Below are 22,259 nucleotides of genomic sequence, written 5' to 3'. Positions count from 1 at the left end.
GAGCCGCTGTGGCGCTCTCGATTTCGGCGGTGGTGCTGCTGGCGATCATCGTCTTCCTGCTCGTCCGGAAGTCCGGACTGAAGCTGGGGCACGCGGTCGTCTGCATGCTGCTGGGCTTCTATCTCGCAAGCTCCTCGATGGGCCCGACCATCCACCAGCTCACGTCGAGCGTGACGGCGATGGTCAGCAACATCAAGTTCTGACGGGCGGCCCCGGCGGTCGGGCCCCGGTCCGTACGACTCGTAGGCTGGTCCCATGACGGATCTTCCCGGCCGCCGGCTGCTCCTGGTGCACGCGCACCCGGACGACGAGTCGATCAACAACGGCGCGACCATGGCCATGTACGCCGCCGAGGGTGCCCACGTCACGCTCGTCACGTGCACGCTCGGCGAGGAGGGCGAGGTCATCCCGCCCGAACTGGCACATCTCACCGCGGACCGGGACGACACCCTCGGCACCCACCGCGCCCAGGAACTCGCGGCCGCGATGCGGGAGCTGGGCGTCACCGACCACCGCCTCCTCGGCGGCCCCGGCCACTACCGCGACTCCGGTATGACCGGCGCGCCCCAGAACGACGACCCGCGCAGCTTCTGGCAGGCCGACACCGACGAGGCGGCCACATCCCTCGTAGAGGTGATCCGCCAGGTACGCCCCCAGGTCCTCGTCACCTACGACGCCGACGGCGGCTACGGCCACCCCGACCACATCAAGGCCAACCGGGTGGCCATGCGCGCCGCCGAACTCGCCGCCGAACCGGTCTTCCGGCGCGACCTCGGCGACCCCCACGAGATCGCCAAGATCTACTGGAACTGCGTACCGGCCTCCGCCGTCGACGCCGGCTTCGCGCGGCTGCGCGCGCAGGCGGACGAGCACCCGGCCTTCACCGGCATCGCCGCGCCCACGGACGTCCCCGGCGTCGTGCCCGACGACGAGGTCACCGCCGTGCTCGACACGGCCCCCCACGGCGACCGCAAGGCCGCCGCCATGCGCGCGCACGCCACCCAGGTCGTCGTCGACGGCGACTTCTTCGCCCTCTCCAACGGCCTCGGACAACCGCTCTTCACCACCGAGTACTACCGCCTCGTCCACGGCACGCCCGGCGGGCCGCTGCCCGAGAACGACCTCTTCGCGGGAGTGACGCAGTGAACGACGGCCTGATCCGCCTGCCCGGCCCCGGACGCCTCGCCGCCTACCTCGGCCTCGCCGTCCTCGGCTTCGCCGTCGGCGTCGCCGGGGCCCTCGTCCAAGGCGGCTGGTTCCCCGCCGGATTGCTGCTGGCCCTGGCCGCCACCGGCGCCGTGTGCTGGGGCGCCGTCCTCCTCTCCGGCGCCCGCGGCGGCGGCTACGCCGCCGGCCTCGGCTGGCTCGCCGCCGTCCTGGTGCTCGCCGCCAACAGACCCGAGGGCGACTTCCTCTTCGGAGCCGGCATCGGCTCCTGGGGGTACCTGATCGGCGGAATGACCGTCGCTGTGATCTGTGCCACGGTTCCGAAGGCGGCGCAACCGGACGGGCCTTCGGCCCGACTTGGCAAGTGACGTGACGATTTCTCCCCGACCGCCGTCCGGCCGGTCGGGGGAGTCCGCCAACGGACGTCAATGACCGGCACGCGGTGCCCAGTATGGTGGTGCGCGCCGCCGAGCCTCCCCTGGCCTCCGGCAAATGGGCGACCCCGAGCGAGGTCAACGAGGGCGGCAAAGAGTAACCGGGAGATCCTGCTTTGAGCCGTGCATCTGACAGTTCGTCCTCCGGGCCCAAGGGCCGCGGTGGCGCCTCGTACCCCTCGGGCACCCAGCCGTACGGGACGCCGACCGGGGAGGAAGCGGCCGCCGCTGGCGCCGCACCCGCATCGCCGGCTTCGGCGCCCGACCGGGGCGAACCGAAGACCGAGACCACCATGACGACGCGGATCCGCATCAACATCCCGGGCTCACGGCCCATCCCCCCCGTGGTCATGCGCACGCCCGTCGGCGAGCAGGGGGCCACCGCCGACCCGGCCGCGGCGTCCGCGTCCGCGCCCGCCCCGGCGCCCGGTGGCGGCGAGCCGCCGCGCAGCAAGGCGGGACTGCCGACGCGGCCCAAGCCGACGAAGAAGACGCCTGCCGCCGCGGCCGGCGCCGCGGCCGCGGCCGCCGCCGACGGGACGCCCGCTGCCGGTGCCGGTGGTGCGGGCGGTGCCGGTGGTGAGAAGACCAGCGACTGGTTCGCCCCGCGCAAGTCGTCGGGCGCCACGTCCGCGCCGCGCCGCCAGCCCCCGCTGCCGCGCCGCGACTCCGCGGGGCGCCCGCCCCAGGGCGGTACGCCCGCGGGTGCGGATGCTGGTTGGCAGGGTGACGTGCCGTCGACCGGCACGCCCGCCTGGACGGACACGGCGCAGGGTCAGCCTCAGAGCCAGGGCCAGGGCCAGGCCGGTGCTGCGAAGAGGCAGCCTGCGGGCCGCAAGGCCCGTGGCGCGGCCCCCCAGGGCGCCCCGGCGGCTGACGCCGCGTCGAGGGGTACGGACGCCTGGGCGAACGGCGCCGCGCCGTGGCCGGGTGACACCGCGTCGACCGGCACGGGTGCCGGCGCCGGCAGCGGTACGGACGCCTGGGCGAACGCCCAAAGCCAGGGCCAGGGACAGGGCCAGGCCGGGGGCGGTAACGCCTGGGCCGGTGGCGCTGCCGCCGCGGGCAGCGGTGCGGACGCGTGGGCCAACGGCCAGGGCCAGGGTCCGGGCCAGGGCCAGGCCGGTGCCGGGAAGAAGCAGCCTGCGGGCCGCAAGGCCCGCGGCGCGGCCGCGCCGGGCGCCGCTCCTGCCCCCGGTGCGGGTGCCGGTGCCGGCGCTTGGGCCGGCGGCCAGGGTCCGGTCGGTACCGGTTCCGCGGCCGGTATGGGCAGCGGTGCCGACGCGTGGGCGAACGGCCAGGCGCAGGCCGGCGGTCCGGTCGGGGCTGCGGCCGGCAGCGGCACGGGCCAGGGTCCGGCCGGTGTGGGCAGCGGCGCGGATGCGTGGGCGAACAACGGCCAGGCGCAGGCCGGTGGTCCGGCCGGTGTCGGCAGTGGTGCCGACGCGTGGGCCAATGGCCAGGCGCCCACCGGCGGTCCCGCCGGGTGGGCCGGTGACCCCGCGCAGGGTGGCGGGCAGAAGTCCAACCGTGGCAAGGGGTGGGTGCGCGACACCGCGCAGCAGCCCCAGACCCCGCCCCAGAGCCGGCCCCCGGCCCAGCCGCAGGCCTCGGCGGCGCCGGGTGCCCAGACCACGCAGCAGTTCCCCGCCCCCAGCATCGGTGGGGTGCCCGCCGGTGGGGCCGCGTTCACGGCCGGGCGTACGGACACGCCGCGTGAGGGCGTGCCCGCCGTGCAGCCGCAGGCACAGGCACAGGCACAGGCACAGGCGCAGGCCAAGCCCAAGGGCAAGAAGAAGGGTGGCGGGCAGAAGCCCGCCGGTGCCACGGCTCCGGCGCCCGTGCCGAACCCCGCCGGCGAGACGCTGGTCAGCGGCGTGCCGCCGGTGCCGCCGGCGGGTGGTCAGGGCGGCAGGCCCGTGGACGGCGGTGCGCCGCGTGTCGCCGTGCCCAAGCCCAAGGGCGCGCCCAAGGGTGCCGTACCGGCTCCCGCTCCGGCCAAGCCGGCTGCCGGCAAGGCCGCGGCGAAGGCGAAGCCGGCGCCCAAGAAGAAGGGCCGTTCGAAGCTCGTGCTCCTCGGCGGTGGCCTCGTGGGCCTGGTCGCCGTGGCGTACGGTGCGGGGCTGCTGCTCGACCACGCGGACGTGCCCAACGGCACGACCGTGCTGGGCGTCGACATCGGCGGCAAGTCCAAGGACGAGGCCGTCAAGAAGCTGGACGCGGCACTGGGCGGCCGGGCGTCCGCGCCGCTGAAGGTGTCGATCGGCGGGAAGTCGGCCGAGCTCAAGCCGTCGGTGGCGGGTCTGGCCATCGACACGCAGGAGACCGTGCGCGCGGCGGCCGGCCGGGACTACAACCCGGTCACCGTCCTCGGTTCGCTGGTCGGCAGCACGCACGCCGCCGAGCCGGCCGTGACCGTGGACGAGGAGAAGGTCGCGGCGGCGCTGAAGACGCTGGCCGGCGAGACGGGCGCGGCGAAGGACGGCACGATCAAGTTCGAGCCGGGCAAGGCGGTGGCCGTCTACGGCCAGCCGTACCAGGGCCTGGACGTGGACCAGTCGGTGCAGGCCGTCGCCAAGGCGTACCGCGACCGGGCGGCGAGCGGGCAGGACCGGCCGGTGACGCTGACCACCTCGGCCCAGCAGCCGAAGGTCAGCAATGCCGAGGTGGACCGGATGATGAAGGAGTTCGCGGTGCCCGCGATGTCCGGCCTCGTCACGGTGCAGACGGACCCCGCGCACAGCATCCAGTTCGGCCCGGAGCGCTCCCTGCCGAAGATCCTCTCGGTCAAGGAGGTCGGCGGCAAGCTCGTCGAGAACTACGACCTCGAAGCGCTCAAGGAGCTGTACGGCACCAAGTTCAACGGTGTGCTCATCCAGCGCGGCGACGGCACCAAGAAGCCCGTCACCCCGCAGGACGTCGCCGGTGCCCTCGGCAAGGCGCTGCGCGCCAAGGGCGCGGCCCGCGTGGGGGTCATCCCGCTCAGCTGACGCCCGGGGCACGTGCACCGGCCCCCGTCGCCCCCTCGGCGACGGGGGCCGATCGTTTTCGGCCGTTCCCGGCAGGGTCACGGGAGCACCCATGACATCTGTCATGCCTGCCTGACGACGGCTGACACTGCCCGAAGCCGTGTTCGGCTTGGGATGATTCTTGCCATGACCACTACTGCAGGCACGTACACGGGGGAAGGGCGCCGCACGGGCGCTCCCGTGGTCAGCTTTTCGAACGTGAGCAAGAGCTACGGCACCGTGCGCGCCGTCGCCGACCTGAACCTCGACCTCTACCCGGGTGAGACCGTCGCCCTGCTCGGCCCCAACGGCGCCGGCAAGTCCTCGACGCTCGACCTGCTGCTGGGGCTGCGCAACCCCGACGCGGGCCGGGTGGAGGTCTTCGGCACCACGCCCGGGCAGGCCATCGCCCAGGGCCGGGTCGGCGCGATGCTGCAGTCCGGTGGCCTGATGGAGGAGGTCAAGGTCCGTGAGCTGGTCAAGCTCGCCTGCGACCTGCACCCCAAGGCCTTCCCCGTGGAGCAGGTGCTCGAAGCGGCCGACCTGACCTCCATAGCCGACCGTATGGTCAACAAGCTCTCCGGCGGCCAGGAGCAGCGCGTGCGCTTCGCGATGGCGACGGCCGGCGCCAACGATCTGATCATCCTGGACGAGCCGACCACGGGCATGGACGTGTCGGCCCGCCAGGCGTTCTGGAGCGTCATGCGCGAGCAGACGCGCCAGGGGCGTACGGTCCTGTTCGCCACGCACTACCTCGAAGAGGCCGACGCGATCGCCGACCGCGTGGTCGTGCTGCGCCAGGGCCGCGTCCTCGCGGACGGCTCCGCCGCCGAGATCAAGGCGCGGGCCGGCGGCCGGCGGATCGTCTTCGACCTGGACCAGCCGATCGGCGAGGGCGCGCTGCGCGAGCTGCCGTTCGTCAGCTCCCTGGAGGTGAACGGGCGCACCGTGCGCATCCAGTCCCAGGACGCCGACGCCACCGTCCACGCCCTGTACGGGCTCGGTCTCTACCCGCGCAACCTCGAGGTCGCGGGCCTCGGCCTGGAGCAGGCCTTCCTCGCCATCAACGACGCCGCGACCGCCGAGGAGGCGGCCCGATGAAGACTCTCATCAAGCTCGAAATCACGCGCACCCTGCGCAACAAGAAGTTCATGTTCTTCTCCGTGCTCTACCCGGCGCTGCTCTTCGTGATCATCGCCGGTGGTGCCAGCGAGAAGGAGCTCGTCAAGGGCACGGACCTCACCCTGCCGCTGCTGATGATGGTCTCCATGGCCTCCTTCGGCGCCATCACCGCCGTCCTGGTGGGCGCCAGCGAGCGCATCGCCAAGGAGCGCGAGAAGGGCTGGGTGCGCCAGCTGCGCCTGACCGCCCTGCCGGGCCGCGGCTACGTGGGCGCCAAGGTCGCCTCCGCCGCCGTGGTCTCCCTGCCCTCCATCCTGGTCGTCTTCGCCGTCGCCGCGGCCGTCAAGCACGTCCGGCTCGACGCCTGGCAGTGGGGCGCCCTGACGGGCTGCATCTGGGCCGGCAGCATCGTCTTCGCCGCGCTCGGCGTGGCCCTGGGCTACCTCGTCACCGGTGACGCCGTCCGCCCCGTGACGTTCATCGTCTACTTCCTCCTGTCGATCCTGGGCGGCCTGTGGATGCCCACCGCGACCTTCCCGGACTGGCTGCAGAGCATCGCCAAGTGGATGCCCACCCACGCGTACGCCGCGCTGGGCCAGGCCATCGAGGTCGGCGACGCCCCGCACCTGAAGGACGTCTCGCTGCTGGCGGTGTACCTGGTGCTGTTCGCCGGCGCGGCCGCGATGCTGTACCGCAAGGACACCCACAAGTCCTGACGGGCAAGGGCGAGCGAGGAGAGAAGGCCGTGGCCGCAGCCGAACGGCTCCGCAACGGATGGCGGATCCTGATGGAGACGCAGGACGTCCCGTCCTACGACAACGCCATCGGGCAGGCACCGGAGAACCGGCGCCAGATGGTGATCAAGCTGATATGGATCGCCATCTGGTTCGCCTACCTCGCCGGCCCCGCGGAGGACGTGCTCGGCCACCACCACGGCACCGCCGGCACGGCCGTCGGCGCCGTGGGCCTGCTGGCCTTCGTCGGCGCCTACCTCGCCCTGGTCTTCCGGCACATGGGCCGGGCCCTGCGGCGGCCCCTGGTCCTGTCCTGGCTCTGCGTTCTGCTCGCGCTCGCCATGGCGCTCTCGCTGACGCTGGGCACCCGGTGGCTGGTGCTCTTCGTCTTCACGAGCATCGCCTGCGGGGCCGTCCTGCCCGCAAAGCTCGCCCGCTGCGCGATTCCACTGGTCACGGGGGTACTGGTGGCCGTCGCAGTGGGCGCACCCCCCGCCGAGGGAGCGTCGGGAACCTGGGGCGAACTCGTCGTCGCCCTGCTCTTCCCGGCGCTCCTCGGCGGCTTCGCCATGGTCGGCGTGCGCCAGATGGCCCTGACCACCCGCGCCCTGCGCGAGGCCCGGGCCACCGTCGCCCACCTGGCCGCCAACGAGGAACGCCTGCGGCTCGCCCGCGATCTGCACGACCTCCTCGGCCACTCCCTCTCCCTCATCACCCTCAAGAGCGAACTGGCCGGGCGCATGCTGCCCGAGAAGCCCGAGGCCGCCGCCCAGCAGGTCGCCGACATCGAACGCGTCAGCCGGCAGGCCCTGGTCGACGTCCGGGAGGCGGTGAGCGGCTTTCGCCGCCCCACCCTCGACGCCGAACTCGCCGGCGCCCGCACCGCCCTCGCCGCCGCCGGCATCGCCGCCGACCTCACGCGCGCCCCCGGCAGCGGCCACCCCGACCTGCCGCCCGACGCCGAAGGCGCACTGGCCTGGGCCCTGCGCGAAGCCGTCACCAACGTCGTACGGCACAGCGGCGCCGGCCGCTGCGAGGTCGTCCTGGAGGAAGACGGCGACACCATGTGCCTGACCGTCACCGACAACGGCAGCGGCGCCCCCGCCGGGACGTACGGCAACGGCCTGACCGGCCTGTCCGAACGGCTCGCCCTCGCCGACGGCCGCCTGGCCACCGGCCCCGCCCCCGGCGGCGGCTTCCGCCTGCAGGCCCGCGTTCCCCTGTCACGCCGGGCAGCGGCGCAGGACCCTACGCTGTCGCTGTGATACGAGTACTGCTTGCCGAGGACCAGTCGATGGTCCGGGAGGCCCTGGCCGCGCTCCTGGGACTGGAAGAGGACATCGAAGTCGTCGTCCAGGTCGCCCGCGGGGACGAAGTGCTGGCAGCCGCCCGGCGCACGCCCGTCGACGTGGCGCTGCTGGACATCGAGATGCCCGGCATGACCGGACTGGACGTGGCGGGCCTGCTGCGGCGGGAGCTGCCGCAGCTCAAAGTCGTCATCCTCACCACCTTCGGCCGGCCCGGCTACCTGCGCCGCGCCATGGAGTCCGGGGCGGACGCCTTCCTCGTCAAGGACGCGCCGGCGGCACAGCTGGCCGATGCGGTGCGCAGGGTCCTGCGGGGGGAGCGGGTCATCGACCCCACGCTCGCCGCGGCCGCCCTGGCCGAGGGCGCCAACCCCCTCACCGACCGCGAACGGGCGGTGCTCGCGGCGTCGGCGGACGGCTCGACGAACGCGGAACTGGCGAAGGGCCTGAACCTGTCGCCGGGGACGGTGCGCAATTACTTGTCGACGGCGATCCAGAAAACGGGCGCACGCAACCGCGCGGAGGCGGTACGCATAGCGCGCGACAAGGGCTGGCTGTGACGGGGGCGACCCCCGCCGACGGGAGTGGCCCCCGCCGTCAGTTCAGCATCGCCCGCGCGGCGAGCGCCCGGTGGCGCACCGATTCCGCCGCTGCCGGTTCGACCGGGGCGATGACCTCCGCGTACTCCTCCATCTCGCGCGCCCCGCGCGCGAAGTCGCCGCGTTCCACCAGCAGCTCCGCCCGTTCGTAGCGCAGGCGTGCCGGGTGGGTGGGCAGCAGCAGGGAGAGCTCGACGGCCCACAGCTGGACGTCGCTGCGTTCGGGGCGGGCCGCCGCCCAGGCGCGGATGTTGTTGAGCATGCGCAGGACGATCTCCAGGGGCTCCGCCGGGGAGAAGGCCGCCGCGTCCAGGGGGGTGCCGGTGGCGCCGGCGACGAGGAGCCGGGCGTCGTCCTCGGACAGCACGCGTCCGCCGTCGAAGGGGTCGGCCAGGACGTGGCGGCCCCACGGGTCGCCGAAGCCGACGACGAAGTGGCCGGGCAGGGCCACCCCGTACACGGGGGCCCCGGCGCGGCGGGCGACCTCCAGCCAGACCACGGACAGCAGGATCGGCAGGCCGCGCCGCCGCTGGAGGACCTCGTGGAGCAGGGAGGACTCCAGGCGGCGGTACTCGGCGGGCGTGCCGTGGAAGCCGCAGCGGTCGCCGAGGAGCCGGGCGAGGGCGTCCGCCCACTGCCGGGGTTCGGCGGCGCGGCCGAGGGCGGGCAGCAGCCCGGCGAGCCGGTCCAGCTCGATCTGGGCGGCGTCGAGGTCGGCCTCCGGCAGTCCGCCCGCCGCCTCGGCGGAGATCAGCAGGCACAGGTGTGCCAGGTCGGGACGGTCCTCGCGGGCCTCGGCGGCGAAGCAGCGCCGCCGGTCAGTGGTCTCGTCGTACATACCTGCCATACCTGCCTCGTACCCTCACCGTTCCAGCGTCCTACCGCACCGGCCCGCGCCGGTAGTGGTAGGCGTGGTGGGTGGTGAAGCCGAGCTCGTCGTAGAGGGCGGCGGCCGCGCCGTTGTCGGTCTCGACCTGCAGGTACGCGGCGGAGGCGCCCTCGTCGAGGGCGGTGCGGGCGAGGGCGGCCATGACCAGCGTGGCCAGGCCCTGCCGGCGCCGGGCGGGGCCGACGTGCAGGGCGGCGAAGCCGGCCCAGCGGCCGTCGACGACGCAGCGCGCTATGGCCGCCGGTTCCTCGCCGGCCTCCTCGCCGGGGACGGTGGCGAACCACACCGACGGCCCGCCGGTGAGCACGGCCAGGGCGCCGGCGGGGTCGCCGGTGCGGCCGTAGGCCCGGAGCCAGGCGGCGTCCGGTTCACGGCTCAGCCGTACGCCGGCCGCGGCCTCGGCGGCCGGGACGGCGTCGGCGACGGGGGCCAGGGCCGCCGTGCGCATCAGGGCGTGCCGCTCCGCGGTCCAGCCGTGGGCGGCCAGCTCCGCGTCCAGCCGTTCGTCGGCCGCGGCGTCCCCGGTGCTGACCTGCACGCACGGGGCGAGCCCGCGTTCGGCGTACCAGGCGGTGATCCGTTCGAGGGCCTGTGGCAGGGGCAGGCCGCTCTCGCCGAGGGGCAGGACGGAGTTCGCCCGGTGGGTGAAGCCGCCGGCGGCGCGCAGGGTCCATGCGCCCAGCCGGCCGGTGTCCGGGGCGGGCCAGCCGCGGGCGGCGACCTCGACGAGCTCGCGGCGCCCGACGGCCGGGCCCCGGCGCCGGGCGGGGGCCTGCGGCACCACCTTCGCCGCGACGAGCGTGGATTCCGCGACTTCCACGACCTCCCCGGAACGCCGTGTGATGCGCAGCACACCCGCTGTCCACGAAGTGAGCACGCCGACCGTGTCGGTGAATCGCTCGGGGGAACTCCCGGGCTCGTTCAGACGCCGGATCGAGACCCTTTTTCCCACATCTGTGGCGCTGATCCGCACCGCCGGCCCTCCGCCCGTGGTGAATTCCACAGCTCTGCTCGCCCCTCTTGTTCGTCAGGTGCTCCGGGAGGGAGATACTAGGTGTGGGCATCGACGACGCCGCGCTCCCGCGCGAGATGAGCCCTACCGAGGAGGAACGACAGCGTGACCTACGTCATCGCGCAGCCTTGTGTCGACGTCAAGGACAAGGCATGCATCGAGGAGTGCCCCGTCGACTGCATCTACGAGGGCCAGCGGTCCTTGTACATCCACCCGGACGAATGCGTCGACTGCGGCGCCTGTGAGCCGGTGTGCCCGGTCGAGGCGATCTTCTACGAGGACGACACTCCCGAGGAGTGGAAGGACTACTACAAGGCGAACGTCGAGTTCTTCGACGAGCTCGGTTCGCCCGGCGGCGCCTCGAAGCTGGGCCTGATCGAGCGCGACCACCCCTTCATCGCCGCGCTCCCGGCGGACATCAACCCCGCCCACTGACCAGCGGAAGCCACCGGGCCCCGTACGGCCGAGCCGCCGTGCGGGGCTCCGGCGTTTCCCGGTGTTCCCCCCGCCGCACCACCAAGCACCAGCGCACGAGAGTGAGCCCATGAGCGCAGTCTCCTCCCGCCTCCCCGTCTTCCCCTGGGACCGGCTCGAGCCGTACAAGGCCACCGCCGCCGCCCACCCGGACGGCATCGTCGACCTGTCGGTGGGCACGCCCGTCGACCCGGTCCCGGCCGTGATCCGGCAGGCGCTGGCGGACGCCGCGGACAGCCCCGGCTATCCCACGGTGTGGGGCACCGCCGCCCTGCGCGACGCGCTCACCGGCTGGGTGGAGCGCCGGCTGGGGGCCCGCGGCGTGGAGCACGCGAACGTGCTGCCCGTCGTCGGCTCCAAGGAGCTGGTGGCCTGGCTGCCCACCCAGCTGGGCCTGGGCCCCGGCGACAAGGTCGCCTTCCCGCGGCTGGCCTACCCCACGTACGCGGTGGGCGCCCGGCTGGCGGGCGCCGAGCCCGTCGAGTACGACGAGCCGTGGGAGCTGGACCCGGCCGGGCTGAAGCTGCTGTGGCTGAACTCGCCGTCCAACCCCACCGGCCGGGTGCTGTCCAAGGAGGAGCTGCGGCGCGCCGTGACCTGGGCGCGCGAGCACGGGGTGCTGCTGCTGAGCGACGAGTGCTACCTGGAGCTGGGCTGGGAGGCCGACCCCGTCTCCGTGCTGCACCCGGACGTGTGCGGCGGCTCGTACGAGGGCGTCGTGGCCGTCCACTCGCTGTCCAAGCGCTCCAACCTGGCGGGCTACCGCGCGGCCTTCGTCGCCGGTGACGCGGCGGTGCTGGGCGAGCTGCTGCAGATCCGCAAGCACGGCGGCATGATGGTCGCCGCGCCCGTGCAGGCCGCCACCGTCGCGGCCCTCGGCGACGACGCGCACGTCGCCGAGCAGCGGGCCCGCTACGCCGCCCGGCGCACCGCGCTGCGCGCCGCCTTCGAGGGCGCCGGCTTCCGCATCGAGCACAGCGAGGCGTCGCTGTACCTGTGGGCGACGCGGGATGCGTCGTGCTGGGAGACGGTGGGCGAGCTGGCGGAGCGGGGCATCCTCGTCGCGCCGGGCGACTTCTACGGCGAGGCGGGGGAGCGGTTCGTACGGATCGCCTTCACCGCCACCGACGAGAGGGTGGAGGCGGCGGTCCGCCGTCTGGCCGAGTAGGTCTACGCACGGCGACCGTGCAAAGGGGGCCCGGAACGTCACGTTCCAGGGCCCCCTTCGCGTGTACGCGCGCCGGATCAGCCGAGGGGAAGACCCTGGGTCGGCAGGCCCTGGGTGGGCAGACCGGTCTTGGTGACGCCCTTGGCGGTCTCGCCCACGGCCTTGCCGGCGCCGCCCGCGACCTGGCCGACGGCCTTCTGCGCGGCCGGCACGTGCTCCTTGGTCGCCTTGCCGACCGTGCTGGTGGTGGTGTGGACGGCCTTGGCACCGACGCCCTGCGCCACGGACCCGGCCTGGTGGGAGGTCGAGTCGAGGTTGTTGCCCAGGTTGGCGCTGTCCACCGAGCTCAGGCCACCGAGGGCGTCGGGGGCCTTGACGAGGTCCGCGGCGCTCGCAGAGCCGGCCGCACCGACGACGGGAGCGGCACCCGCTGCGACGAGCAGGGCGACCCGGGCGATCCGACGCGTGAGGGGGAGGGACATGTTGCTCCTTTGACGGAGTGATGAGGTCGGTTGTGTCCGGCGTGCGGACGCAGTGACTACCGCGTGAGCCCCTCGAAGGTTGCGGTGGACCAAGGTAAAGAGTGAGTAATGCATCGCATTATCCGCCCCCTCCCAACCCCGTCATACCGGGCAGGTCGTCAATCGATACGGAAGGCTGAAAAGCCTTTGAACGCAGGGAAGTTGAGGACGGATCGAGAATGCGTACGGGTGTGACCGACGGGGGCAACTCCGGTGGATCCCGCGTACTCCCGGAGAGGGGATCGTCGTACTCCTGAACGGCTGCCCGGCGACTACCGAACGGTGGAGATGCGCACCGCCGGCGAGCCGTACGTCTGCGCCGCCTCCGTCGATTTCCGCCAGCCGTCCGCGGAATTCTTCGCCGTCCAGACGCGACCGTCGAAGGAAACGCGGTCGATGCGCAGTTCCGCCGCGTGCGCCACCGCCCACGACGCCAGCGCCCAGCCCAGGTGCCTCCCGTCCTGCGCACCGGCCTCCAGGCCCGTGCCCTGCCCCACCGGAACCGTCAGCGTGCCCGCCCCGCCGGCGGCGCCCGACCGGCCGTCCGCGCCCGTGCCGCCCGTGACCGACGGCCGCACCAGCGCGCCGAACTCGCGCGTCAGCTTCGTGCGCACCGCGCCCGTGTCGCCCGCCTTGCCGTCCCCCGGGCTCGTCGTGCAGCTGAACGACGCCGCCACCCGGCCGGTGAGCGCCGCCGACAACAAGGAGGCGTCCGGCTCGTGCTTGGCGTACGCCTGCGGGAACCCGCTGCGCTGCACCTTCTGCGCCGCCACCGTCAGCGGCAGCCGCGAGTAGCCCGGCACCTCCACCAGGTGGTCGTAGAACTTGCCCGCCGCGTACACCGGGTCCGTGATCTGCGCCGCCGTGCCCCAGCCCTGGGTCGGCCGCTGCTGGAACAGTCCCAGCGAATCGCGGTCCCCGTGGTGGATGTTGCGCAGCCCCGACTCCTGCATCGCCGTGGCCAGCGCGATCGTCACCGCCCGCTCCGGCAGCCCGCGCGAGGAGCCCACCGCCGAGATCGTCGCCGCGTTCACGGCCTGCTCGGGCGACATCCCGTACGACTCCCCGTCCGCCCGCACGGTGCACCGCGGAGCGCCCGGCCCGCCCGTCACCAGTTGGACCACGAGATAGCCGATCAGCGCCAGCAGCACGGCGCAGGCGGCCACGGTTCGCAGCAGTCGGCCACGGCGGGTGACGGTGATCCGGGACATGCGGGTCACGTTACTTCAGAGACCGACCACCGGCCGCCCCCGGCGTCACCGGCGGCCGCGTTAGGCTCGCGGCATGGATCACACCGCACTGGACCTGTCCCTCGACGCCGCCGCCCTCACCGCACGGCTCGTCGACTTCCGTTCCGAAAGCGGTACCGAGAAGGACCTCGCCGACGCCATCGAGCAGGCACTGCGCGCCCTGCCGCACCTGACCGTCGACCGGCACGGCAACAACGTCGTCGCCCGGACGAACCTCGGGCACACCGAGCGCGTCGTCCTCGCCGGCCACATCGACACCGTTCCCATCGCCGACAACGTCCCCTCGCGGCTCGACGAGAACGGCATCCTGTGGGGCTGCGGCACCAGCGACATGAAGTCCGGCGTCGCCGTCCAGCTGCGCATCGCCGCCACCGTGCCCGCCCCCAACCGCGACCTGACCTTCGTCTTCTACGACAACGAAGAGGTCGCCGCCCACCTCAACGGCCTCGGGCACGTCGCCGAGGCCCACCCCGAATGGCTCGCCGGCGACTTCGCCGTCCTCCTCGAGCCCACCGACGGCCAGGTCGAGGGCGGCTGCCAGGGCACCCTGCGCGTGCACCTGCGCACCACCGGCGAGCGGGCCCACTCCGCGCGCAGCTGGATGGGCTCCAACGCCATCCACACCGCCGCCCCCGTCCTCGCCCGGCTCGCCGCCTACGAGCCCCGCCGCCCCGTCGTCGACGGCCTGCAGTACCACGAGGGCCTCAACGCCGTGCGCATCGAGGGCGGCGTCGCCACCAACGTCATCCCCGACGAGTGCACCGTGACGGTGAACTTCCGCTACGCCCCCGACCGCACCGAGGAGGAGGCCCTCGCCCACGTGCGCGAGGTCTTCGCCGACTGCGGGGTGAGCGAATTCGTCGTCGACGACCACTCGCCCGGCGCCCGCCCCGGCCTCACCCACCCCGCCGCACAGGCCTTCATGGCGGCCGTCGGCGGCACGGCCCTGCCCAAGTTCGGCTGGACGGACGTCTCCCGCTTCAGTGCCCTCGGCGTACCCGCCGTCAACTACGGTCCCGGTGACGCCCTCTACGCCCACAAGCGGGACGAACACGTGCGCACCGAACGGATCCTCCACTGCGAGGAGCGGCTGCGTACCTGGCTGACCGGCTGACAGGCCGCGCCGGGGGCCTAGGCTGGAACGCCAACGATCTCTGTAGCGGAGGGAGCCTGCGCATGGTCAGTTCCGAGGAGATGCGGGCACTGCGGGAGCAGCGCCGCGGGCCGGTCGTACGGCGCCAGAGCCAGATGCAGGCGGGCACCACCGACCAGCACCTGCTCGACACCCGCGGCACGGCGGACTGGGTGCACGAGGACCCCTTCCGGGTCCTGCGCATCCAGTCGGAGTTCGTCGAGGGCTTCGGCGCCCTCGCCGAACTTCCCCCCGCCATCAGCGTCTTCGGCTCCGCCCGCACCCGCCCGGGCAGCACCGAGTACGAGGCGGGCGTCGCCATCGGCCGCGGCCTGGTCGAGGCCGGCTTCGCCGTCATCACCGGCGGCGGCCCCGGAGCGATGGAGGCCGCCAACAGAGGCGCCATGGAGGCCGGCGGCGTCTCCGTCGGCCTGGGCATCGAGCTGCCCTTCGAACAGGGGCTCAACCCGTACGTCAACCTCGGCGTCGACTTCCGCTACTTCTTCGTGCGCAAGACGATGTTCGTGAAGTACGCGAGCGGCTTCGTGGTCCTGCCGGGCGGCCTGGGCACCCTGGACGAGCTCTTCGAGGCCCTCACGCTCGTCCAGACCAAGAAGGTCACCCGCTTCCCGATCGTCCTCTTCGGCTCCGCGTACTGGCAGGGCCTGGTCGACTGGCTCAAGGGCACGCTCGTCTCCGAGGGCAAGGTCGGCCTGCACGACCTGGAGCTCTTCCACGTCACCGACGACGTCGACGAAGCGGTGACCCTGGTGACGAAGGAGGCGGGCGCGTAGGGCCCCTTACGGGGCGCTAGGCCAGGCCGCGGCGGGCCACTGCAGGGGGGCGGTGGCCGGCGATGGAGGCGACCATGTCCAGCACCTGCTTCGTCTCCGCCACCTCGTGGACGCGGTAGACCTGTGCGCCCAGCCACGCCGACACCGCCGTCGTGGCCAGGGTGCCCAGCAGCCGCTCCTTGACCGGCCGGTCCAGGGTCTCCCCGACGAAGTCCTTGTTCGACAGGGAGACCAGCACCGGCCACCCCGTCCGCGTCATCTCCTCCAGCCGCCGCGTCGCCTCCAGCGAGTGGCGGGTGTTCTTGCCGAAGTCGTGGCCGGGGTCGATCAGGATGCCGTCGCGCCGCACGCCCAGTGCCGCCGCGCGCTCGGCCAGCCCCACCGTGACGCGCAGGATGTCCGCCATCACGTCCTCGTACTCCACCCGGTGCGGGCGGGTGCGCGGCTCCACGCCGCCCGCGTGCGTGCACACCAGGCCCGCGCCGTGCCGGGCCGCCACCTCGGCCAGCTTCGGGTCGACCCCGCCCCAGGCGTCGTTGAGCAGGTCGGCGCCCGCCTCGCACACCGCCTCGCCGACCTCGTGCCGCCAGGTGTCCACGCTGATCACCACGTCCGGGTGGCGGCGGCGCACCTCGGCCACGAAGCCCACCGTCCGGCGGGCCTCCTCCTCGGCCGTCACCTCTTCGCCCGGGCCCGCCTTGACCCCGCCGATGTCGATGATCGCGGCACCCTCGGCCACCGCCTGCTCCACGCGGGCCAGTGCCGGTTCGTCGCTGAAGGTGGCGCCCTGGTCGTAGAAGGAGTCCGGCGTGCGGTTCACGATCGCCATGATCACCGGTTCGTGGTCGGCGAACTCGCGCCGTCCCAGCCTCAGCATGTCCCCAGCTTCCTCTCCGTGGTCCGGCAGCGACCTTAACTGTCGGCGGGGCATGGCACGATCGGGGTGGACGGTTTGGCTGACGGACGACTGACGGGGAGACGGCCGTGTTCTGGTTCCTGCTCATCGCGCTGGTCGTGGTGGTCGCCGCGGTCACGCTCGCCGTGGCCGGCGGCGGCGACCGCGGCGTGCTGCCCGAGGCGGCGCCCGAGCGCATGGCCTGGCCCCTGCCCGCCGGCCGCCCGGTCGTCCGGGCCGACGTCGAGGCGCTGCGCCTGCCGCTCGCCCTGCGCGGCTACCGCATGGCCGAGACCGACGACGCCCTCGACCGCCTCGGCGCCGAGCTCGCCGAGCGCGACGCCCGCATCGCCGAGCTGGAGGCCGCCCTCGCCGGCGCGCAGGCCGCGGCGATAGGGGTGCGGGGGCTGCTGGACAAGGAGACGCGAGGCCCCGAGGGCCGCGAGGAGGGGGCGTCATGAGCACCGCGAGCGCTGTCGTCATCGGCCCGGACGGGCTGGCCCGCTGCCCCTGGGGCGGCCTGGACACCGAGTCCGGGGCGGACTACCGCGTCTACCACGACACCGAGTGGGGCCACGCGGTGCACGGCGACGACGCGCTGTTCGAGCGGATATGCCTGGAGGCGTTCCAGTCGGGCCTGTCGTGGCTGACGATCCTGCGGCGGCGCGAGGGCTTCCGGACGGCCTTCGCCGGCTTCTCCATCGCGAAGGTGGCCGCCTTCGACGACGCGGACGTCGAGCGGCTGCTGTCCGACACGGGCATCATCCGCAACCGGGCGAAGATCACCGCGTCGATCGCGAACGCCCGGGCCGCGGCGGAGCTCGGCCCGGGGGAGCTGGACGCCCTCGTGTGGTCCTTCGCCCCCTCGCCGGGCCGCCCGGCGCCCAGGACGGCGGCGGACGTACCGGCGATCACGCCGGAGTCGACGGCGCTGGCGAAGGAGCTCAAGCGACGCGGCTTCCGCTTCGTGGGGCCGACGACGGCGTACGCGCTGATGCAGGCGTGCGGGCTGGTCAACGACCACCTGGCGGACTGCCACGCGCGCTAGCGCCCCGTAAGGGGCGCGGGGAACTGCGCGATCGGCCACCGACGGCCCGCAGTCGACGCGCCGCCCCAGGGCCCCGGGCGCAGCCCGGCACTCCACCTGCGGGCGCGTCGTGGCTTGTCGCGCAGTTCCCCGCGCCCCTTACGGGGCGCCCGCCGCGGGGCGCTCAGCGGCCCACGAAGTGGGGGCGCTCCTTGGCCAGGAAGGCCGCCACGGCGATGCCGTGGTCCTCCGTCGTGGCCGCGGCCCGCTGCAGCCGCTCCTCCGTGCCCAGGGTCTCCACCAGCCCGTGCGCGGCCCCGTACGCAAGGGACTCCTTGATCGCCGCGTACGCGCCCGTGGGGCCCTCCGCCAGCTTCCGGGCCACGGCCCGCGCCCGCTCCGCGAGGTCCTGCGCCGGGACGATCTCGTTCGCGATGCCCAGGTCGTACGCCTCCTGCGCCGGCACGTTCCGGGGGAAGAGCAGCAGGCCGGCGGCGCGGCCGTGGCCGATCAGGCGGGGCAGGGTCCACGAGACCCCGGAGTCGGCGGTCAGTGCGACCCCCGCGAAGGATGTGTTGAAGGACGCCGTGTCCGCCACGACCCGGTAGTCCGCCGCGAAGGCGAAGCCCGCGCCGGCTCCCGCCGCGACCCCGTTGACCCCGGCGACGACGGGCTTGGGCATGCCGGCGATCGCGGTGACGATCGGGTTGTAGTGCTCCTCGACCGTGTTCATGGCGTCGCGGGTGCCGTGCTCCCGGTCCGCGGCCAGCGCGCCGACGTGCTCCTTGAGGTCCTGGCCGACGCAGAAGGCCCGCCCGGTGGCGGTCAGCAGCACCGCCCGTACGGCCGTGTCCCCGGCGGCCTGCCGCAGGCAGTCGCGCAGGGCGACCTTGGTCTCCGTGTTCAGCGCGTTCATCGCGTCGGGACGGTTCAGCGTGATCGTCGCGAGCCCGTCGGTCACCTCGTACAGCACGGCGTCCGCCATGTGCGGCCCCTCCTCCGTCGGCTCCGGATGGGGGTGGTCCCCCATGCCGTTCTGGTTACGGGGGCCAGGATGCCGGAGATCATCCGCAGCCGATATGTGACCTGCGTCAAAGAATCGGCCACCGTGAGGGCCCCGAGAGGGACCCGCGAATACCGCGCGATCGCCGAATTGAGTGGTTTTGCGGCAGCGTGTTGCCGAAGGATTGCGGACCGATGTTGGTCATTGGGTCGCGCGATGCGGGATAATGGCCTGGAAGCAATGTGTTCGATGCCGGTGACACCTGGGTTGTCGGCTGCGACAAGCTGGTTTCAGGAAGGGGAACGAGCATGGCGGCCATGAAGCCGCGGACGGGCGACGGCCCGCTCGAGGTGACCAAGGAGGGGCGGGGCATCGTCATGCGGGTTCCGCTTGAGGGCGGCGGTCGTCTCGTCGTCGAGCTGACCCCGGATGAGGCCAAGGCTCTCGGCGAGGCCCTGGAGAAGGTCGCCGTCTGACGCACAGGCGCACAGGCCAATAGATGTCCCACCGCCCCGGTGGCCGGTTCCGCCCGGCCCCGGGGCGGTGGCATGCCCGGGCCCGGCGTACGTCGTACGGCGCCGTACGCGCACCCCGTGCCGCCGCCGGGTCAGCCGCGCCGGACGGCGCACAGCAGGCCGTCCCCCACCGGCAGCAGCGACGGCACCAGCGCCGTCGACTCGCGCACCGTGCGCAGCAGTTCGCGCAGGTGCTGGACCTCGGCCGGCGGCAGGGACGCGTCGACGGTGCGGCCGTCGGCGAAGACCCCCTCGAAGCACACCAGCCCGCCCGGCCGCAGCAGGCGCAACGATTCGGCTAGGTAGTCCAGGCACTCCAGCCGGTCCCCGTCGCAGAAGACCAGGTCGTAGCCCCCGTCGGCCAGGCGCGGCAGCACCTCCAGGGCCGGGCCGGGGATGAAGCGGGCCCGGTTGGCGGCGAAGCCGGCGGCGCGGAAGGCCTGCCGGGCGAACTGCTGGCACTCGGGGTCGCTGTCCACCGTCGTGAGCACGCCGTCGGGGCGCATGCCGTGCAGGAGGTGGATGCCGGAGACGCCCGTGCCCGTGCCGATCTCGGCGACGGCCTTGGCGTCCACCGCGGCGGCGAGCAGGCGCAGCGCCGCGCCGGTGCCGTTCGACACCGAGCGGAGCCCTGCGTCGTAGGCCCGCTCCCGGGCCCAGCGCAGCGCCTCGTCCTCGGCGACGAACACATCGGCGAACGCCCAGCTGGTCTGCTGGTTGCCGGTAATGGCCCTCTCCTGTCCCCGTAGTCGACGCAACGGTGACTGTAGCCGCTGCCCCCGGGAACCCGCAGATGGGACCGGGCGTTGAGGGGGCAGGAGAGCACGGGCGCAGCCGGAACCGCCCGGGCCCGGAGGGGCGTCCGCGAATCCGGTGGATCAAGGACAAAATCCGGGTCAAAAATGCTTATCCGGAGCTAACGGGCGAGGTGGATATGGTAGGGGCTCCACTGGACACCACCAGAGCCGACAGGGGAGGTGCGGCTGCGGTCGGCGACCGCCGCGGGTTGCTCCGGCTCCTGCGTCCGAGGTCCGCCGCCGAGCCGAAATCCGTGACCTACATCGCTGACAGTTCCGCCGCAGACGCCGCAACCACCGCGACCTTCGCCACCGATGCGGATCCGCAGGCCTGGACTCCCCCCAGCTGGGAGGAGATCGTCAGCACGCACAGCGCCAGGGTCTACCGCCTCGCCTACCGCCTGACGGGCAATCAGCACGACGCGGAGGACCTGACGCAGGAGGTCTTCGTCCGCGTCTTCCGCTCCCTGTCGACCTACACCCCCGGCACCTTCGAGGGGTGGCTGCACCGCATCACCACCAACCTCTTCCTCGACATGGTCCGGCGCAGGCAGCGCATCCGCTTCGACGCGCTCGGCGAGGACGCCGCCGAGCGGCTGCCCAGCCGCGAGCCCTCCCCGCAGCAGCACTTCAACGACACCCACTTCGACGCGGACGTCCAGCAGGCGCTGGACACGCTCGCCCCGGAGTTCCGCGCCGCCGTCGTCCTGTGCGACATCGAGGGCCTCTCCTACGAGGAGATCGCCGCGACCCTCAACGTCAAGCTCGGCACCGTGCGCAGCCGCATCCACCGCGGCCGCTCGCACCTGCGCAAGGCCCTGCAGCACCGCTCGCCCGCCGCCCGGTCCGAGCAGCGCGCCGTGGCCGCCGTCGCCCTGGGTGGGGAGGTCGGACTCGCGTGACCACCTCCGGCGGTCAGTCCCCCGCCGAGCACCACCTCGGCGACCGCCTCGCTGCCCTCGTCGACGGGGAGTTGGGGCACGAATCACGGGAGCGGGTGCTCGCGCACCTCGCCACCTGCTGGAAATGCAAAGCCGAAGCCGACGCGCAGCGCCGGCTCAAGAACGTGTTCGCGCAGTCGGCGCCACCGCCGCTGTCCGACTCGCTGCTCGCCAGGCTCCAGAGCCTGCCCGTCGCGGACCTCGGCCGGGAGGACGGTGACGGCCCGTCGGGCCCACCCGGCGGCGTCGCCGTGCTCCCGCTCGACCGCGGCTTCCGCATCCACCCCGTGCGCAGCCCTGACGCGCACTGCGAGGCGGCGGACGCGGCAGCCGTGCGCGCCGCCTCCCGGGGGCGCCGCTTCGCCTTCGCCGCAGCAGGAGCCGTCTCGCTCGCCGCGATCGCCCTGGCCGGCGCACAGCCGCTGCAGACCGCCGTCGCACCGCCCCAGAGCCGCGGCAGCGGCTCCGGCACGGCCGCCAACACCCTCGCCGTCACCCCCGGCTACGCGGGCAACGAACGCGACCTCGCACGGCGGGCCGGCAGCGAGCGGCCACAGCCCGCCAGGAGCGTCTCGCTGCTGCGGACCTCCCCGGCCCCGGCCCTGCCACCGCTGGCCCGCGCCGGCCTCGCGGGTCCGACCGCCACCGCTCCCTGAGGGCGCCCACCTCCCCTCCGCGTACGCGTGGGGACCTGGTGTAATCGTCCGTGGAGCGCGCCCGCCGCGCCCCACGGACGAACGGGGAGAGCCATGAGCATGGGCATGGACGACGGTCAGGCGCGCGCGTCCGCGCCGACGAAGCGCCGCCACTGGTGGAACCGCGGCCCCGCCGCCCCCGGGCCGACGACACCCATGCCGTACGGGACGCCGGCGGTTCCCCAGCAGACGCCGTACGGGGCGCCCGGCGCCCCCGGCGCCGAGGGCGGGCTGCCGCAGGGCGGGACGTACGGGGCGGGCGTCCCGGCGCCGGCCGCGCCCGGTGCCCCCGCCGCCGGCGGTGTGCAGGTGCCCGGGCCGACGCCGTTCCCGGCCCCCGGCGCCGAGGGTGCGGCGGCGCAGGGCGGGACGTACGGGGCCGGCCTCCCCGCACCGGCCGCGCCCGGTGCGGGGCGCCCGCTGCATGCGCCGGACCCGTACAGCACGCCCCCGTACGGCGGCCCGGGCCCCTGGGCCCCCGCGCCGCCCGTCCAGCGCCCCACCCTGCCCCAGCTCCACCTGCCGGCGCAGCCGGCGCCTCCGGCGACCCCGCCGACAGCTGCCCCCATGGCCCCGCAGCCCACCCCGCCGCAGGCGCCGGCCGCCGGGCCCGCGCCGGCGGCCACGCCGGGCCCCGTGCGGCTGGACAAGGCGCCCCCGGAGGCGGGCGGCGGCGCGGCTGACGCCGCACCGGCGTCTCCGGCGCAGCCGGAAGCCGCATCCGCGGCGGTGGCGCACGTCCCCGCCGACGACGCGACCGCCCTGCCGGCGGCCG

The 22,259-nt window shown here is 73.9% G+C and carries 24 protein-coding genes and 1 pseudogene; 18 read left to right on the top strand and 7 right to left on the bottom strand.

Annotation, left to right across the window (positions count from 1 at the left end):
• The first annotated feature begins 8 nt into the window (after nucleotides 1-8).
• The 8 genes from ABD361_RS29320 to ABD361_RS29285 all read left to right on the top strand — a co-directional run bounded on the left by ABD361_RS29320 (nucleotide 9) and on the right by ABD361_RS29285 (nucleotide 8,332).
• Nucleotides 9-203 carry a hypothetical protein gene (locus tag ABD361_RS29320; RefSeq protein ID WP_344439842.1) on the top strand — a complete coding sequence of 65 codons (195 nt, stop codon included), beginning with the start codon at nucleotides 9-11 and terminating at the stop codon, nucleotides 201-203.
• A gap of 52 nt (nucleotides 204-255) precedes the next feature.
• Complete coding sequence (gene mshB, locus ABD361_RS29315) at nucleotides 256-1,146, top strand: N-acetyl-1-D-myo-inositol-2-amino-2-deoxy-alpha-D-glucopyranoside deacetylase (protein ID WP_344439840.1); 891 nt, start codon at nucleotides 256-258, stop codon at nucleotides 1,144-1,146.
• Nucleotides 1,143-1,535 carry a DUF6113 family protein gene (locus ABD361_RS29310; protein ID WP_344439838.1) on the top strand — a complete coding sequence of 131 codons (393 nt, stop codon included), beginning with the start codon at nucleotides 1,143-1,145 and terminating at the stop codon, nucleotides 1,533-1,535. The genes mshB and ABD361_RS29310 overlap by 4 nt, the downstream gene beginning before the upstream one ends.
• A 182-nt stretch (nucleotides 1,536-1,717) precedes the next feature.
• Nucleotides 1,718-4,591 (top strand): hypothetical protein, encoded by a 2,874-nt coding sequence (locus tag ABD361_RS29305; protein ID WP_344439836.1) that lies wholly within the window; start codon nucleotides 1,718-1,720, stop codon nucleotides 4,589-4,591.
• Nucleotides 4,592-4,756: 165 nt separating this feature from the next.
• On the top strand, nucleotides 4,757-5,710 hold the full coding sequence (locus ABD361_RS29300) for an ABC transporter ATP-binding protein (protein ID WP_344439834.1): 954 nt from the start codon (nucleotides 4,757-4,759) through the stop codon (nucleotides 5,708-5,710).
• Complete coding sequence (locus tag ABD361_RS29295; protein ID WP_344439832.1) at nucleotides 5,707-6,447, top strand: ABC transporter permease; 741 nt, start codon at nucleotides 5,707-5,709, stop codon at nucleotides 6,445-6,447. The genes ABD361_RS29300 and ABD361_RS29295 overlap by 4 nt, the downstream gene beginning before the upstream one ends.
• Nucleotides 6,448-6,476: 29 nt before the next feature.
• Nucleotides 6,477-7,730 (top strand): sensor histidine kinase, encoded by a 1,254-nt coding sequence (locus ABD361_RS29290; protein ID WP_425583361.1) that lies wholly within the window; start codon nucleotides 6,477-6,479, stop codon nucleotides 7,728-7,730.
• Nucleotides 7,731-7,759: 29 nt separating this feature from the next.
• Nucleotides 7,760-8,332, top strand: a complete 573-nt coding sequence (locus ABD361_RS29285; protein WP_344439899.1) for a response regulator transcription factor — start codon at nucleotides 7,760-7,762, stop codon at nucleotides 8,330-8,332.
• Nucleotides 8,333-8,369: 37 nt separating this feature from the next.
• On the opposite strand, the gene ABD361_RS29280 is transcribed toward ABD361_RS29285, so the two are convergent.
• Together ABD361_RS29280 and ABD361_RS29275 are read right to left on the bottom strand one after the other, a co-directional pair.
• Nucleotides 8,370-9,218: a transglutaminase family protein gene (locus tag ABD361_RS29280; RefSeq protein ID WP_344439831.1), complete on the bottom strand. Its 849-nt coding sequence runs from the start codon at nucleotides 9,216-9,218 to the stop codon at nucleotides 8,370-8,372.
• 31 nt (nucleotides 9,219-9,249) lie between these two features.
• Nucleotides 9,250-10,263: a GNAT family N-acetyltransferase gene (locus ABD361_RS29275; RefSeq protein ID WP_344439829.1), complete on the bottom strand. Its 1,014-nt coding sequence runs from the start codon at nucleotides 10,261-10,263 to the stop codon at nucleotides 9,250-9,252.
• A gap of 114 nt (nucleotides 10,264-10,377) precedes the next feature.
• Between ABD361_RS29275 and fdxA the strand changes: the two genes are divergently transcribed.
• Both fdxA and dapC read left to right on the top strand, forming a co-directional pair.
• Nucleotides 10,378-10,707 (top strand): ferredoxin, encoded by a 330-nt coding sequence (gene fdxA / locus ABD361_RS29270; RefSeq protein ID WP_344439827.1) that lies wholly within the window; start codon nucleotides 10,378-10,380, stop codon nucleotides 10,705-10,707.
• A 109-nt stretch (nucleotides 10,708-10,816) separates the two neighbouring features.
• Nucleotides 10,817-11,914 carry a succinyldiaminopimelate transaminase gene (gene dapC / locus ABD361_RS29265; RefSeq protein ID WP_344439825.1) on the top strand — a complete coding sequence of 366 codons (1,098 nt, stop codon included), beginning with the start codon at nucleotides 10,817-10,819 and terminating at the stop codon, nucleotides 11,912-11,914.
• A gap of 77 nt (nucleotides 11,915-11,991) precedes the next feature.
• On the opposite strand, the gene ABD361_RS29260 is transcribed toward dapC, so the two are convergent.
• Both ABD361_RS29260 and ABD361_RS29255 read right to left on the bottom strand, forming a co-directional pair.
• Nucleotides 11,992-12,396: an ATP-binding protein gene (locus ABD361_RS29260; protein WP_344439823.1), complete on the bottom strand. Its 405-nt coding sequence runs from the start codon at nucleotides 12,394-12,396 to the stop codon at nucleotides 11,992-11,994.
• 311 nt (nucleotides 12,397-12,707) lie between these two features.
• Entirely contained in the window at nucleotides 12,708-13,646 is a 939-nt protein-coding gene (locus ABD361_RS29255; RefSeq protein ID WP_344439822.1) for a VldE C-terminal domain-containing protein, read from the bottom strand.
• A 73-nt stretch (nucleotides 13,647-13,719) separates the two neighbouring features.
• On the opposite strand from ABD361_RS29255, the gene dapE reads away from it, so the two are divergent.
• Nucleotides 13,720-14,799, top strand: coding sequence for a succinyl-diaminopimelate desuccinylase (gene dapE / locus ABD361_RS29250; protein WP_344439820.1), 1,080 nt, complete (start codon nucleotides 13,720-13,722; stop codon nucleotides 14,797-14,799).
• Nucleotides 14,800-14,861: 62 nt separating this feature from the next.
• Entirely contained in the window at nucleotides 14,862-15,611 is a 750-nt protein-coding gene (locus tag ABD361_RS29245) for an LOG family protein (RefSeq protein WP_344439819.1), read from the top strand.
• 16 nt (nucleotides 15,612-15,627) lie between these two features.
• Here ABD361_RS29245 and folP read toward each other — a convergent pair whose 3' ends face one another.
• A complete protein-coding gene (gene folP / locus ABD361_RS29240; RefSeq protein ID WP_344439818.1) occupies nucleotides 15,628-16,488 on the bottom strand; it encodes a dihydropteroate synthase in 861 nt (286 codons plus the stop codon).
• A 107-nt stretch (nucleotides 16,489-16,595) separates the two neighbouring features.
• Here folP and ABD361_RS29235 point away from each other — a divergent pair, with 107 nt between their 5' ends.
• Together ABD361_RS29235 and ABD361_RS29230 are read left to right on the top strand one after the other, a co-directional pair.
• The gene (locus ABD361_RS29235; protein WP_344439816.1) at nucleotides 16,596-16,967 is read left to right on the top strand and encodes a DivIVA domain-containing protein; all 372 of its coding nucleotides are present in this window, start codon (nucleotides 16,596-16,598) and stop codon (nucleotides 16,965-16,967) included.
• Nucleotides 16,964-17,554, top strand: a complete 591-nt coding sequence (locus ABD361_RS29230) for a DNA-3-methyladenine glycosylase I (protein ID WP_344439814.1) — start codon at nucleotides 16,964-16,966, stop codon at nucleotides 17,552-17,554. The genes ABD361_RS29235 and ABD361_RS29230 overlap by 4 nt, the downstream gene beginning before the upstream one ends.
• Before the next feature lie 163 nt (nucleotides 17,555-17,717).
• On the opposite strand, the gene chcB is transcribed toward ABD361_RS29230, so the two are convergent.
• Nucleotides 17,718-18,518: a 2-cyclohexenylcarbonyl CoA isomerase gene (chcB, locus tag ABD361_RS29225; protein ID WP_344439897.1), complete on the bottom strand. Its 801-nt coding sequence runs from the start codon at nucleotides 18,516-18,518 to the stop codon at nucleotides 17,718-17,720.
• 326 nt (nucleotides 18,519-18,844) lie between these two features.
• On the opposite strand from chcB, the gene ABD361_RS29220 reads away from it, so the two are divergent.
• Nucleotides 18,845-19,012: a DUF3117 domain-containing protein gene (locus tag ABD361_RS29220; protein ID WP_079123638.1), complete on the top strand. Its 168-nt coding sequence runs from the start codon at nucleotides 18,845-18,847 to the stop codon at nucleotides 19,010-19,012.
• Nucleotides 19,013-19,143: 131 nt separating this feature from the next.
• Here the strand turns inward: ABD361_RS29220 and ABD361_RS29215 are convergent, their stop codons facing one another.
• Nucleotides 19,144-19,809 (bottom strand): O-methyltransferase, encoded by a 666-nt coding sequence (locus tag ABD361_RS29215; protein ID WP_344439812.1) that lies wholly within the window; start codon nucleotides 19,807-19,809, stop codon nucleotides 19,144-19,146.
• A 176-nt stretch (nucleotides 19,810-19,985) separates the two neighbouring features.
• On the opposite strand from ABD361_RS29215, the gene sigE reads away from it, so the two are divergent.
• The 3 genes and pseudogenes from sigE to ABD361_RS29200 form a co-directional block, all read left to right on the top strand.
• Nucleotides 19,986-20,750, top strand: a complete 765-nt coding sequence (sigE, locus tag ABD361_RS29210) for an RNA polymerase sigma factor SigE (RefSeq protein WP_344439810.1) — start codon at nucleotides 19,986-19,988, stop codon at nucleotides 20,748-20,750.
• Nucleotides 20,747-21,445, top strand: a complete 699-nt coding sequence (locus ABD361_RS29205) for a zf-HC2 domain-containing protein (protein ID WP_344439809.1) — start codon at nucleotides 20,747-20,749, stop codon at nucleotides 21,443-21,445. Before sigE ends, ABD361_RS29205 begins: the two co-directional genes overlap by 4 nt.
• Before the next feature lie 93 nt (nucleotides 21,446-21,538).
• A pseudogene (locus ABD361_RS29200) lies at nucleotides 21,539-22,259 on the top strand (hypothetical protein); the annotation flags it as partial.

Origin of the sequence: Streptomyces luteosporeus, from assembly GCF_039532865.1 — a bacterium.
In the GTDB taxonomy this organism is placed as follows: Bacteria; Actinomycetota; Actinomycetes; order Streptomycetales; family Streptomycetaceae; genus Streptomyces; species Streptomyces luteosporeus.
The sequence above is the reverse complement of the archived record's forward strand: the minus strand, read 5'-3'. Positions and strand labels throughout refer to the sequence as shown.

Coding starts and splice junctions, on each gene's coding strand:
- mshB (WP_344439840.1), top strand. CDS start 256: ATGACGGATCTTCCCGGCCGCCGGCTGCTCCTGGTGCACGCGCACCCG.
- ABD361_RS29300 (WP_344439834.1), top strand. CDS start 4,757: ATGACCACTACTGCAGGCACGTACACGGGGGAAGGGCGCCGCACGGGC.
- ABD361_RS29295 (WP_344439832.1), top strand. CDS start 5,707: ATGAAGACTCTCATCAAGCTCGAAATCACGCGCACCCTGCGCAACAAG.
- ABD361_RS29285 (WP_344439899.1), top strand. CDS start 7,760: ATGGTCCGGGAGGCCCTGGCCGCGCTCCTGGGACTGGAAGAGGACATC.
- ABD361_RS29280 (WP_344439831.1), bottom strand. CDS start 9,218: ATGGCAGGTATGTACGACGAGACCACTGACCGGCGGCGCTGCTTCGCC.
- dapC (WP_344439825.1), top strand. CDS start 10,817: ATGAGCGCAGTCTCCTCCCGCCTCCCCGTCTTCCCCTGGGACCGGCTC.
- ABD361_RS29260 (WP_344439823.1), bottom strand. CDS start 12,396: ATGTCCCTCCCCCTCACGCGTCGGATCGCCCGGGTCGCCCTGCTCGTC.
- ABD361_RS29255 (WP_344439822.1), bottom strand. CDS start 13,646: ATGTCCCGGATCACCGTCACCCGCCGTGGCCGACTGCTGCGAACCGTG.
- dapE (WP_344439820.1), top strand. CDS start 13,720: ATGGATCACACCGCACTGGACCTGTCCCTCGACGCCGCCGCCCTCACC.
- ABD361_RS29245 (WP_344439819.1), top strand. CDS start 14,862: ATGGTCAGTTCCGAGGAGATGCGGGCACTGCGGGAGCAGCGCCGCGGG.
- folP (WP_344439818.1), bottom strand. CDS start 16,488: ATGCTGAGGCTGGGACGGCGCGAGTTCGCCGACCACGAACCGGTGATC.
- ABD361_RS29230 (WP_344439814.1), top strand. CDS start 16,964: ATGAGCACCGCGAGCGCTGTCGTCATCGGCCCGGACGGGCTGGCCCGC.
- chcB (WP_344439897.1), bottom strand. CDS start 18,518: ATGGCGGACGCCGTGCTGTACGAGGTGACCGACGGGCTCGCGACGATC.
- ABD361_RS29220 (WP_079123638.1), top strand. CDS start 18,845: ATGGCGGCCATGAAGCCGCGGACGGGCGACGGCCCGCTCGAGGTGACC.
- sigE (WP_344439810.1), top strand. CDS start 19,986: ATGGTAGGGGCTCCACTGGACACCACCAGAGCCGACAGGGGAGGTGCG.